Origin of the sequence: Actinophytocola sp., assembly GCF_035634895.1 — a bacterium.
Taxonomy (GTDB): domain Bacteria; phylum Actinomycetota; class Actinomycetes; order Mycobacteriales; family Pseudonocardiaceae; genus Actinophytocola.
Map to the genome: position 1 here is coordinate 1 of NZ_DASQCC010000170.1, position 11,581 is coordinate 11,581.

General features: G+C 72.2%; 12 protein-coding genes. 6 read left to right on the plus strand and 6 right to left on the minus strand.

Features of this window, described 5'->3' with window-relative positions:
• Window positions 1-617, minus strand: a 617-nt coding sequence (locus VET29_RS25240; protein ID WP_324924737.1) for an electron transfer flavoprotein subunit alpha/FixB family protein, incomplete at its 3' end; no start/stop codon positions are given.
• 13 nt (window positions 618-630) lie between these two features.
• On the minus strand, window positions 631-1,413 hold the full coding sequence (locus tag VET29_RS25245) for an electron transfer flavoprotein subunit beta/FixA family protein (RefSeq protein ID WP_324924739.1): 783 nt from the start codon (window positions 1,411-1,413) through the stop codon (window positions 631-633).
• A 269-nt stretch (window positions 1,414-1,682) separates the two neighbouring features.
• Here VET29_RS25245 and VET29_RS25250 point away from each other — a divergent pair, with 269 nt between their 5' ends.
• The 4 genes from VET29_RS25250 to VET29_RS25265 are packed head-to-tail and all read left to right on the plus strand — an operon-like array spanning window position 1,683 to window position 6,049.
• The gene (locus tag VET29_RS25250; RefSeq protein ID WP_324924741.1) at window positions 1,683-2,504 is read left to right on the plus strand and encodes a DegV family protein; all 822 of its coding nucleotides are present in this window, start codon (window positions 1,683-1,685) and stop codon (window positions 2,502-2,504) included.
• A gap of 31 nt (window positions 2,505-2,535) precedes the next feature.
• Window positions 2,536-3,285 (plus strand): class I SAM-dependent methyltransferase, encoded by a 750-nt coding sequence (locus tag VET29_RS25255; protein ID WP_324924743.1) that lies wholly within the window; start codon window positions 2,536-2,538, stop codon window positions 3,283-3,285.
• Window positions 3,282-4,802: a glycoside hydrolase family 57 protein gene (locus tag VET29_RS25260; protein WP_324924745.1), complete on the plus strand. Its 1,521-nt coding sequence runs from the start codon at window positions 3,282-3,284 to the stop codon at window positions 4,800-4,802. Before VET29_RS25255 ends, VET29_RS25260 begins: the two co-directional genes overlap by 4 nt.
• Window positions 4,802-6,049, plus strand: coding sequence for a glycosyltransferase family 4 protein (locus VET29_RS25265; protein ID WP_324924747.1), 1,248 nt, complete (start codon window positions 4,802-4,804; stop codon window positions 6,047-6,049). The genes VET29_RS25260 and VET29_RS25265 overlap by 1 nt, the downstream gene beginning before the upstream one ends.
• Window position 6,050: 1 nt before the next feature.
• On the opposite strand, the gene VET29_RS25270 is transcribed toward VET29_RS25265, so the two are convergent.
• Window positions 6,051-6,809, minus strand: a complete 759-nt coding sequence (locus VET29_RS25270; RefSeq protein WP_324924749.1) for an acyltransferase — start codon at window positions 6,807-6,809, stop codon at window positions 6,051-6,053.
• 38 nt (window positions 6,810-6,847) lie between these two features.
• Here VET29_RS25270 and VET29_RS25275 point away from each other — a divergent pair, with 38 nt between their 5' ends.
• The gene (locus VET29_RS25275; RefSeq protein WP_324924751.1) at window positions 6,848-8,062 is read left to right on the plus strand and encodes a low temperature requirement protein A; all 1,215 of its coding nucleotides are present in this window, start codon (window positions 6,848-6,850) and stop codon (window positions 8,060-8,062) included.
• Window positions 8,059-8,997 carry a nucleoside hydrolase gene (locus VET29_RS25280; protein ID WP_324924753.1) on the plus strand — a complete coding sequence of 313 codons (939 nt, stop codon included), beginning with the start codon at window positions 8,059-8,061 and terminating at the stop codon, window positions 8,995-8,997. Before VET29_RS25275 ends, VET29_RS25280 begins: the two co-directional genes overlap by 4 nt.
• Here VET29_RS25280 and VET29_RS25285 read toward each other — a convergent pair.
• The 3 genes from VET29_RS25285 to VET29_RS25295 form a co-directional block, all read right to left on the minus strand.
• Window positions 8,980-10,140, minus strand: a complete 1,161-nt coding sequence (locus VET29_RS25285; RefSeq protein WP_324924759.1) for a THUMP-like domain-containing protein — start codon at window positions 10,138-10,140, stop codon at window positions 8,980-8,982. The two genes, VET29_RS25280 and VET29_RS25285, sit on opposite strands and share 18 nt — an antisense overlap.
• A complete protein-coding gene (locus tag VET29_RS25290; RefSeq protein WP_324924755.1) occupies window positions 10,137-11,090 on the minus strand; it encodes a class I SAM-dependent methyltransferase in 954 nt (317 codons plus the stop codon). The genes VET29_RS25285 and VET29_RS25290 overlap by 4 nt, the downstream gene beginning before the upstream one ends.
• Window positions 11,080-11,581: enoyl-CoA hydratase/isomerase family protein (locus tag VET29_RS25295; RefSeq protein ID WP_324924757.1), on the minus strand; the 502-nt coding region annotated here is incomplete at its 5' end. The genes VET29_RS25295 and VET29_RS25290, both read right to left, overlap by 11 nt.

The following is an 11,581-nucleotide window of genomic DNA, read 5'->3' on the forward strand; positions in this document are numbered from 1 at the left end:
CCACCGGACACGACGACCGACGCCTCGGTCAGCTCCGGCCGGTCACCGCCCACCAGCGGCTCACGGCCGGTGATCTTCGTGGCCTTGGCCGGGTCGACGGCCGGGACCTCGACGGCCTCCTCGGTCGCCGCGCCCTGGGCCTGCTCCGCCTCGAGCCCGCCCGGCCGCACCGAGATGACCGGCACACCCTGGGTCGACCTGGTCTTCACCACGAACGCGCCACCGAAGATCGACTTGGTGACCGTGCCGTCGCCGTCGACGCCGACGGCGTCGACCAGCAGGCCGCCGCCGATGCGGTACGCCAGCCGGCCGGAGATCTCCTTGCCGTCCGCGGACGCGGAGACCAGCACCGCGGCGGGCGACTTCTGCTCCACCAGCGCGGCCAGCACGTCGACGTGCGGGGTCACCAGGTAGTTGCCCGCGTCGTCGGACTCCGCGACGTACACCTTCTCGGCGCCGTACGCGGCGAGCTGCTCGGCGAGCTTGGCGGCCGTGCCGGGCGCGCCGACGACGACCGCGGACGGCTCACCCAGTGCGCGGGCGGCGGTCAGCAGCTCGTTGGTGACCTTCTTGACCTCGCCGTCAGTGTGATCGACGAGGACCAGTACCTCTGCCATTCGGTGTTCCTCCTCAGATCAGCTTCTGCGACACCAGGTACGCGGCGGCCTTCACGCCACCGTCACCCTCGTCCTCGACGCGCTGGCCGGCCTCGCGCGGCGGCTTCGGGGCCGCCTCGGTGACCGAGGACCACGCGGCGGCGAGGCCGACGTCACCGTCCACGGAGAGGTCGCCGACGGACAGCGTCTCGACCGGCTTCTTCTTGGCGGCCATGATGCCCTTGAAGGACGGGTACCTCGGCTCGTTGATCTTCTCGCTGACGCTGACCACCGCGGGGAGCGTGGCCTCGAGGTGCGTCTGGCCCTCGTCGGTCTCGCGGGTCACCCTGATGGTGGAGCCGTCGACCTCGACCTTGCGGGCGTGCGTGAGCTGGGGGTAGCCGAGGATCTCGGCGAGCACGGCCGGCACCGCGCCGCCCTGGCCGTCGGAGGCCTCGTTGCCGGCGATGACGAGGTCGACGTCCCCGACGGTCCTGATGGCGGCGGCGAGCACCTTGGCGGTCTGTAGCAGGTCGGAGCCGTGCAGCGAGTCGTCGAGCACGTGGACCGCCTTGTCGGCGCCCATCGAGAGCGCCTTGCGGATCGCGTCCGTGGCCCGGTCCGGCCCGACGGTCAGCACCGTGACCTCGCCGTCGTGAGCTTCCTTGATCACGAGCGCCTCCTCGACGGCACGCTCGTTGATCTCGTCGAGCACCGCGTCGGCCGACTCACGGTCCAGGGTGTGGTCGGCGTCGGAGAGCTTGCGCTCCGAGTAGGTGTCCGGCACTTGTTTGACCAGCACGACGATGTTAGGCATGGGTCTGCTCCGACCTCCCAGGTTACGAGCCGCTAGCGCGGAGAATACGTCTGTACACGTGCTTCTGTCCGTTGAGCCCGATGTTACTCACCAGTAGCTCATGGGCAATCCCAGCGAGCCGCGAGTGGCAGTGACCGTGCCCACAGCCGCGCTCCGACCCGGCTGGGACCGGACGGCGAGCGGCCCCTTCGGCACGACGGTTAGCCGCCCTTAAGCGGCCACATGGAGTCATTGGTTAGCCTCTTTGTATGAAGGGCCGCGTAGGTTTGGTGACGGATTCGACCTCGAGCATCCCGGCGTCGTTGGCTGCCCAGTGGGGTATCACCATCGTGCCGACCCAGATCAAGATCAACCAGTTCACCCGTGCCGAGCACAACGTGCCCAAGGACGTGCTGGTCAGGGCGCTTGAGGGGGACATGGACGTGTCCACTTCGGCCCCGGACCCGGCGGGGTTCCAGTGGGCGTACGAGCAGCAGGCGGCACGCGGCGCCGACGAGGTGGTGTCCGTCCACATCTCGGCCCGGCAGTCCGAGACGTGCGACATCGCACGCAAGACCGCCGCCTACAGCCCGGTTCCGGTGCATGTCGTGGACTCTGGCACCACCGGCATGAGCCTCGGCTTCGCCGTGCTGGCGGCCGCGCGGGTCGCCGGCGCGGGCGGCGGGCCGCGGCGCGTGATGGAGGCGCTCGCCCGCCGGCTGGAGGGCAGCGCCGAGCTGATCTACGTGGACACCCTCGAATACCTGCGCAAGGGCGGCCGGATCGGCGCGGCGGCCGCGCTCATCGGCAGCGCGCTGTCGCTCAAGCCCTTGCTCACCATGAAGAACGGGCAGGTGGCGCCGCTGGACCGGGCCATGGGCACCGAGCGGGCGCTGCGCAAGCTGGTCGAGCGGGCGATCAAGAAGGCGGACGGCAGGCCGGTCGACATCGCGATCGAGCACTTCGGCGCGGAGGACCGCGCGCAGCGGCTGGCCGACCGCGTCAGGTCGCGGCTGCCAGGGGCACGCGAGATCACGTTCACCGAGGTCAGCTCGACGATCGGCGTCCACGTGGGCCCCGGCGCGGTCGGGATCACAGTTTCACCTGCCTGAGGCGTTCCTACTATGCAGTAGCCTCGCGCGAATGGATGCAGTGTCGCAGCTTCCGCTCACCGGGGAGCGGACCGTGCCCGGAATCGTGGAGGAGAACTACTGGTTCCGGCGCCACGAGGCGGCCTACCTCGCGCTGCGTCCCTACTGCGTGGACGCGTTCGTGCTGGAGGCGGGCTGCGGCGAGGGCTACGGCGCCGACCTGCTGGCCCGGGACGCGGTCGGGGTGCTGGGCCTCGACTACGACGCGCTGACACTGCGACACGTCGCGCGGACCTACCCCGGCGTGTGCCCGGCGCGGGCCAACCTGGCCGCGCTGCCCGTGCGCTCCGCCGCGGTGGACGTCGTGGTGAACTTCCAGGTGATCGAGCATCTCTGGGACCAGGCGGGGTTTCTGGCGGAGTGCCGGCGCGTGCTGCGGCCGGGCAGCCGGCTGCTGATCACCACGCCGAACCGGATCACCTTCTCCCCCGGCCGGGACACCCCGCTGAACCCGTTCCACACCAGGGAACTCGCCCCGCATGAGCTGGCGGACCTGTTGCGGGAGACGGGTTTCGAGGTCGAGTACCTCGCCGGCCTTCGGCACGGGCCGCGGCTGCGCGCACTGGACACGACGCTCGGCGGCTCGCTCATCGACGCGCAGGTGGCGGTGGCCGTGTCGGGTGAGCCGTGGCCGGTCCCGTTGCGGGAGGCCGTCGCCTCGGTCACCGCCGCCGACTTCGCCATCACCACCGACGACCTGGAGTCCAGCCTGGACATCGTCGCCGTGGCGGTCCGTCCATGAGCGCAGCCCGGGGAGCGGACCGTCGAGCCGGCGACGAGGGCTCGTTCTGTCTGGTGCTGCACAGCCATCTGCCCTGGCTCCCCCACCACGGCACCTGGCCGGTCGGCGAGGAGTGGCTGTACCAGGCGTGGGCGCACTCGTACCTGCCGATGGTCGACCTGCTCGAACGGTTCGCCGCCGACGGGCACCGGGACGTGCTGACGCTGGGCGTGACCCCGGTGCTGGCCGCGCAGCTCGACGACCCGTACGCGTTGCGCGCGTGCCACGACTGGCTGGGCAACTGGCAGCTGCGGGCCCAGTTCGCCGCCGGCCACTGGACCGACCCGCTGCTGCGGGACCTGGCCGCGCTGGAGTACCGGACCGCCGGGCAGGCACTGGAGTCGTTCGAAACCCGGTGGCGCAACGGGTTCTCCCCGATCCTGCGCACGCTGGTCGACAGCGGCGTGGTCGAGCTGCTCGGCGGGCCGCTGACGCATCCCTTCCAGCCGTTGCTGCGCGAGCGCGTGCGGTCGTTCGCCCTGCGGGCCGGCCTGGCGGACACCGCGCTGCGGGTGGGCCGCGCACCGGCCGGCATCTGGGCGCCGGAGTGCGGATACGCGCCCGGCATGGAAGAGGGCTACGCGGCGGCCGGGGTCGAACGGTTCCTGGTCGACGGCCCGGCACTGCGCGGCGACACGCACGCGGGCCGTCCGGTCGGCACCTCGGACGTCGTGTGCTTCGGCCGCGACCTGGAGGTGACCTACCGGGTGTGGTCGCCGAAGGCCGGCTACCCCGGCGACCCGGCGTACCGCGACTTCCACACCTTCGACCACCCGAGCGGCCTGAAGCCGTCCCGGGTGACCGGAAAACACGTGCCACCACACGAGAAACGACCGTACGACCCCGACTTGGCGGCCGTGTCGGTGGCGAGGCACGCCGACGACTTCGTGCGGACGATCGTCACCCGGCTGCGTTCGCTGCGGTCCCGCCACGGCAGGCCGGGCCTGGTGGTGGCCGCGTACGACACCGAGCTGTTCGGCCACTGGTGGCACGAGGGCCCGGCATGGCTGTCGGCGGTCCTGCGCGCGCTGCCGGAGGTGGGCGTGCGCGTGACGACACTGCGGGGCGCGCTGGCGGCCGGACATGTCGGGCCGCCGGTGGAGCTGCCCGCGTCGTCGTGGGGCTCGGGCAAGGACTGGCGGGTGTGGGACGGCGAGCAGGTGTCGGACCTGGTGACCGCCGGCGCCGGCCTGCAGGACGAGTTGCTGGCGGTGCCGCCGGTGCCCTGGCGCGACCCCGTGCGGGACCAGCTGGTGCGCGAGGCACTGCTGACCCTGTCGAGCGACTGGGCGTTCATGGTGACCAAGGACTCGGCGGCCGACTACGCCCGCAGGCGGGCGAAGGTGCACGGCGACCGTTTCGCGGAGCTCGCGGCCCTCACCAGGTCCGGCCACCCGTCGCGGGCTCGCCGAGCCGAGGCGCAACGGGCCGAGGACGGGTTGTTCGGCCGACTCGACGCACGGGGGTTGCTGGTCTGATGCGCGTGTTGATGCTGTCCTGGGAGTACCCACCGGTGGTCGTCGGCGGCCTGGGCCGGCACGTGCACGCGCTGGCGACGCACCTGGTGGGGCTGGGGCACGAGGTGGTGGTGCTGTGCCGGCAGGAGGCCGGGACGGACGCGCTGACCCACCCGACGTCGGACACCGTGCACGAGGGCGTGCGGGTGGTCCGGGTGGCCGAGGACCCGACGCACCTGACGTTCGAGAAGGACCTGGTCGCCTGGACCCTGGCGATGGGCCACGGGTTGGTCCGCGCCGGGCTGGCCCTGGCGCCGTGGCGCCCGGACGTGGTGCACGCCCACGACTGGCTGGTGACCCACCCGGCCGTGGCACTGGCCGACTTCCTGGGCGTCCCGTTGGTGGCCACGATCCACGCCACGGAGGCGGGCCGGCACAGCGGCTGGCTGTCACAGCCGCTGAACCAGCAGATCCACTCGGTCGAGTGGTGGTTGGCGAACCGCGCGGACGCCCTGATCACCTGCTCGGCGTCGATGCGTGCGGAGGTGACGCAGCTCTTCGAGGTCAACGAGATCAGCGTCATCCACAACGGCATCTCCCCGCGGGGCTGGCGTCCGTCCACGTCGGCCGTCCGCGCGGCCCGGTCGGCGTACGCGCCGGAGGGGGCGCCGGTGGTGATGTACTTCGGCCGGCTGGAGTGGGAGAAGGGCGTCCACGACCTGGTGGCCGCACTGCCACGCGTGCGGCGTGCGTTCCCGGGGACACGCCTGGTGGTGGCCGGGCAGGGCCGGCAGGCGTCGGCGCTGGTGGAGCAGGCGCGGAAGCTGCGGGTCCGCCGGTCGGTGGACTTCGCGGGACACCTGCCGGACCGCGCGCTGGTGGCCTTGCTGGCGGCGGCGGACGTGGTGGTCCTGCCGTCCAGGTACGAGCCGTTCGGCATCGTGGCCCTGGAAGCGGCGGCGGCGGGTGCCCCCCTGGTGGCGTCGACGGCGGGCGGGCTGGCGGAACTGGTCGTGGACGGCGTGACGGGCCTGTCGGTGACCCCCGGCGACGTGGACGGGATCGCCGAGGCGGTCCGGGCGGTGCTGGCCGACCCGGCGGCCGCGGCCCGCCGCGCGAAGGCGGCGAAGGCCCGCCTGAGCACGGAGTTCAACTGGCGGGGCATAGCCGAGCAGACGGCGGAGGTCTACCGAACGGCCGAGGTCCGCGCACAGCCGACCCTCGGCCGCCCGAAGATCGCCACGGGGAACGCCTTCACGGTCCAGTAGCTCAGCTGTGGGCTTCGAGGGTCTTCTTCAGGGCGGCGGCCGCCTTGCGGGACATGTCGGCCACCGCGGCCCGGCGTTGCGCGTCGGCCTCGTAGGCGGAGCGGCGGTCGCGGACGACCTTGGCGGGGATGCCGGCCGCCACGGCGTAGTCCGGGATGTCGCCCTTCACGACCGCGTGGGCGCCCACCACGGCGCCGCGGCCGATGCGGCTGCCCTTCGTGACCGTGACCTTCGTGCACATCCACGTGTCCGGGCCGATCCGCACCGGTGACTTCACGATGCCCTGGTCCTTGATCGGCTGGTGGATGTCCGCCGTCACGTGGTCGAAGTCACAGATGTACACCCAGTCGGCGACGAGTGCGGCCTCACCGAGCTCGATGTCCAGGTAGCAGTTGATCACGTTCTGCCGCCCGAAGACCGCCTTGTCGCCGATGCGCAGCGACCCCTCGTGGCAGCGGATCGCGTTGCCGTCGCCGATGTGGACCCAGCGGCCGATCTCCATCCGCCCGTAGCCGGGGCGGCAGTGCACGTCGAGGTCCTTGCCGAGGAACACCATGCCGCGCAGCACGACGTGCGGGTTGGCGAGCCGGAACTTGAGCAGCCGCCAGTACCGCACGAGGTACCAGGGCGTCCACGCGCGGTTGCGGACCACCCAGCGCAGCGAGTCGAGGGTCAGGAAGCGGGCCTGGTTCGGGTCGCGGCGGGAACGGCGCCAGTCCCGCACCCGGTCGGCGACCGGCGAACCCCACATCGATGTCATGGCAGGTGACGCTACCCAACCTCGATAGCCTGCCCCACATGACCGAGCCCGAGCGGCAGGATCGACACGCCAGTTGGCTGGAGCTGTTCTTCGACCTCGTCGTCGTGGTCGCGGTGAACCAGCTCGCGCACCTGCTCCACGGGGACGCCCACCACGGTCCGGGCGGCCTCGACATCACCACGTTCTTCACGCTGTACCTGGCGATCTGGCTACTGTGGACGAGCTTCACGCTCTACTCGAACGTCGCCGCGGACAAGGTGCACGTGCGGGCGATGTTCTTCGGCATGGCCGGCATCGCCACCATGGCGGCCGCGGTGCCGCACAGCATGGACGGACGGGCCAACCTGTTCGCCGTCGCCTACCTCATCACCACCGGCATCAGCGCCAACGCCTTCCAGAACTCCGGGCTCGTGCTCCTGTCGTGGCGGGCCGCGTCGCAGAACGCGGGGCTCGTGCCGTGGATCGCCTCGTTCTGGTTCGACAACCCGTGGTGGAAGCTCGGGCTGTGGCTGGCCGGCACCGCGGTCACCATCTCCTTCAGCGTGCTCGCGAGCCGCGGCGACCAGGAGGAGGCGATCACCCGCATGAACGACGCCATCGCGGAGCGGATGCGGCGGCGGGCACCGCGCGGCCGGCAGCGGCCCGGCCGGCAGCGGCCCGGCCGGGAGCAGCGGACCATCAGCGTCGTCGCCGCCCAGCTGGACGCCGGACACCTCGGCGAGCGGCTCGGGCTGTTCGTGATCATCGTGCTCGGCGAGGCCATGCTGCAGGTGGTCGGCTCGGTCGCGGAGATCGAGGACTGGCGGCCGGGTGGCGGCGACGGCTGGCTGCTGCAGCTCACCGTCGTGGCCGCGTTCCTGCTGCTGATCACCCTGTGGGGGTTGAACGTCCGGCACGGCTTCGCGGAGGAGTCGCGGTTCCCGCCGGCACTGGTGCTGCCCGCGCACTTCGTGGCGATCGCGTCGATCACCGTGCTCGCGGCCGGGCTGGGGACCGCGGCGGCCGGGTCCGCCCAGCACCTCAACGCGTCGTCGACCTGGCTGATGTGCGCGGGCGCGTCGGCGTTCCTCCTGGTCGTCAACCTGCTCGTGGCACACACCCGCGGCTGGCCGGTGCGGGCACTGGCCGTGCTCCTTCCCCTGGGGGGCGCCGTGGCGGCACCGTGGCTGCCGGCCGCGGTCGTCGTGGCCGTGCTCGCGGTCGCGGCCGGCGGGCAGCTTTACACGCTGTTCGTTGTACGGTCTGACAAGTGACTCGTCTGATCATCGACACGGACCCCGGAATCGACGACACCTACGCGCTGGCGCTGGCGTGTGTGAGTCCCGACGTCGACCTCGTCGGCGTGACGACGGTGTTCGGCAACGTCGGGCTCGCCAACACCACCCGCAACGCACTGCGGGTACTCGCGTTGTGCGGCCGGGAGGACGTGCCGGTCGCGGCGGGCGCGGACCGGCCGCTGGTGCACCCGCACGGGCACCGGGCGCGTCAGGTGCACGGCGAGGACGGGCTGTCGGGCATGTCGGACACGCTGCCGCGGCGAACCACCGGGTTGGCCGGCACCGACGCGGTGTCGCTGATGGTGCGGCTGCTGGACGAGTCGCCGGAGCCGGTGACGATCGTGGCGATCGGTCCGCTGACGAACGTCGCGCTGCTGCTCGCCGCGCACCCGGCGGTGCGGAGCAAGATCGAGCGCCTGGTGATCATGGGTGGCGGGCTCGACGGCGGCAACGTGACCGCGGCCGCGGAGTTCAACATCTGGAGCGACCCGGAGGCGGCGCGGCGGGTGCTGGCCGAGGAGTCCGTGCCGACCACCCTGGTGACGCTGGACCTGACCGTGCGGTGCGCGGTCGACAGCACGTGGCTGGACCGGCTGGCGGCGAGCGGTCCGCTGGGCGACACGCTGGTGAAGCTGTCGGCGACCTACCGGTCGCACTACCGCCTGTCGCTGGGGTACGACGGCGTGGTGATCCACGACGCCGTCGCGGTGGCGGAGGCGATCAGGCCGGGACTCCTGCGGACGACCGGGATGCCGGTCGAGGTGGACTGCGGCCAGGGGCCGGCCCGCGGCATGACCATCGCCGACCGTCGCGAGCACCACACCCGGGACTCGCCGAGGCGGATCGACATCGCACTGGACGCGAACCTGGACGAGGTCCGGGCGTTCCTGCTGTCACGCCTCGCCGGCTGAGGCCTCGCAGACGTAGGCCATCGGGGTTCTGCCCACCCTGGTGAGGACCACGGTCGCCGACTCCCGGCCGGACAGCTTCAGCCTGGGACGCAACGTGTTCGGGTCGATGTCCAGGCCACGGACCAGGATCTCCAGTCGGCCGACGCCACGGCGGCGCAACGTCTGGCGCAGGGACTTCTCCGTGTAGTGCCCCGACTCCATGACCCGGAACGCCCGCACGCCGGCGGGTCGCTCGTCGCCGGTCAGGTACGCGATGCGCTCGTCCAGCTGTCCGAACCCCAGCGTCACCGCGTACTGGCGGACCAGGCCCGCCCGCACGACCGCGCCGTCGGGGTCCACCAGCCACTCCCCCACGGCACGCACCGGGCAGTCGTCCGGGCCGTCCGACGTGACCGTCCACTTCGGACCACCCGGGCCGAGGACCGTCGCGCGGCGAGCCGGGCCGGCGAAGGAACCGGTCCACAGGCACGCCTCCCGGACCTGGCCGCCCAGCGACACCAGCTCCACCTCGCCGTCCCACGGCAGCTCGGCGAAGTCCATGCCCGGCGCGCACTTCACCGCCAGGTCCCGGCCGCGGTACGCCTCCGCCAGCGCGCCAAGCGGCGGCACGAAGTCCGCGGCATGCCAGCGCCGCCGGCCCGCGGCGTCCCGGCGGGCGGGATCGACGAACACGGCCGTGCCACGGGTGACCGGCCGGAGCGCGTCGGCGCGGACGAGCGGGGCGGAGACGTTGTGCGCGGCCATCGCCAGGCGCACCTCGTCGATGTCCGAGCCGACGCACCGGTCGGCGACCAGCGCCAGAGCGGCCAGGTCGACACCGACCGAACACGTCACGTCGTGCACGTCCCGGCCCGCGAACCGCGCCGCCCGGTGGGTCGCCACCGGCGTGGGGGTCGCCTGCTGCAACGCGGCGTCCGTGAACAGCCACCGCGCCGGAGCGTCCACCTTGGACACCGCGCGGCGGCGCAGCAGCACCGTTTCCAGCACCGGGGCCGCGCGGTCGCCGACCAGGCGGCGGGCCTCGGCCACGTCCTTCAGGTAGCCGGCCCGCGTCAGCGGCAGCGCGTCGACCGCGTCGACGGCCCCGGCCCCGGCCGCCGAGCGCAGGAACCGCACGTCGGCCGGGGTGAACTCATAGCTCAGGGCTTCGTCCCGGTGATCAGCACGTTGTAGAAGAGGTTCCGCGGCGCGAGCCTGCGCAGCACGTTCTCGTCCAGCCAGGACAGCCGCAGCCACGCCTTGTACGCGAACAGCCGCCACCCGAGCGTCAGCCTCTCCTGCGGCACCGCGGCCTCGAACGTCCGCACCGGCCAGCCGAACAGCGCCGCGGCCAGCTCCTCGGTGTGCGCGTGCACCTGCGCAGCGCCCGCGCCCCGCGCCAGCTCCTCCAACTCGGTCGGGTCGAACGTGTGCAGGTCGACGATCGCCTCCAGGGCCGCCGCCCGGGAGGACTCGTCCAGCTCGGACTGCGGCCGCCGCCAGCCCGACAGTGCCGGCAGCTTCGTGACGTTCGTCGTCAGCCACCACGTGAACTGGCCGAGCTTGCGGGCGTAGGTGTCGCCGATCTTCGTCGGCTCACCGGCGAACACGAACCGCCCGCCCGGCTTGAGCACCCGCAGCACCTCGCGGAACGCGGCCGGCACGTCCGGGATGTGGTGCAGCACCGCATGCCCGATCACCAGGTCGAAGCTGTTGTCGTCGTACGGGATCCGCTCGGCGTCGGCGACCCGGCCGTCCACGTCCAGCCCGAGGTTGGCGGCGTTGCGCAACGCCACCTGGACCATGCCGGGCGACAGGTCGGTGACCGAGCCCTTCTTGATCACCCCGCCGGACATGAGGTTCAGCAGGAAGAAACCGGTGCCGCTGCCCAGCTCCATCGCGTGCTCGTACGGCCAGTCCTCGTCGCCCGCGACCGCGCGGAAGCGTCCGGTGGCGTAGTCGATGCAGCGCTCGTCGTAGGAGATCGACCACTTCTCGTCGTAGGTGTCGGCCTCCCAGTCGTGGTAGAGCACGTTCGCGAGCTTGGGGTCCGAACGGGCCGCCTCGACCTCCTCGGCCGTCGCGTGGGGGTTCGGTGCCGGATCACTTGCCACTGAAGTTCGCCTTTCCCGGCCCGTTCTCGATGAACGACCGCATGCCCGTCTTCTGGTCCTCGGTGGCGAACAACGCCGTGAACACCTGGCTCTCCAGCCGCAGCCCGCTGTGCAGGTCGCCGTCGAGACCGCCGTCGATGGCCGTCTTCGCGGCGGCGATGGCGACCGCGGCGGCGCCGGTGAACCTGGCCGCCCACCTCCTGGCGGCCTCGTACACCTCGTCCGGCGCGACGACCTCGTCGACCAGCCCGATCCGCAGGGCCTCGCTCGCGTCGACGAAGCGTCCCGTGTAGACGATGTCCTTGGCCCTGCTCGGCCCGACGAGCCGCGGGAGCCGCTGCGTGCCGCCCGCGCCCGGGATGATGCCGAGCAGGATCTCCGGCTGGCCGACCTTCGCGTTGTCACCGGCCACCCGCCGGTCGCAGCACAGGGCCAGTTCGAGCCCGCCGCCGAGCGCGTAGCCCGTGATGGCCGCGACGGTCGGCTTCGGG

Bases quoted from the DNA above. Each gene is read 5' to 3' on its own strand.
- VET29_RS25245 (WP_324924739.1), bottom strand. From the start codon at position 1,413: ATGCCTAACATCGTCGTGCTGGTCAAACAAGTGCCGGACACCTACTCG.
- VET29_RS25260 (WP_324924745.1), top strand. From the start codon at position 3,282: ATGAGCGCAGCCCGGGGAGCGGACCGTCGAGCCGGCGACGAGGGCTCG.
- VET29_RS25270 (WP_324924749.1), bottom strand. From the start codon at position 6,809: ATGACATCGATGTGGGGTTCGCCGGTCGCCGACCGGGTGCGGGACTGG.
- VET29_RS25255 (WP_324924743.1), top strand. From the start codon at position 2,536: ATGGATGCAGTGTCGCAGCTTCCGCTCACCGGGGAGCGGACCGTGCCC.
- VET29_RS25275 (WP_324924751.1), top strand. From the start codon at position 6,848: ATGACCGAGCCCGAGCGGCAGGATCGACACGCCAGTTGGCTGGAGCTG.
- VET29_RS25265 (WP_324924747.1), top strand. From the start codon at position 4,802: ATGCGCGTGTTGATGCTGTCCTGGGAGTACCCACCGGTGGTCGTCGGC.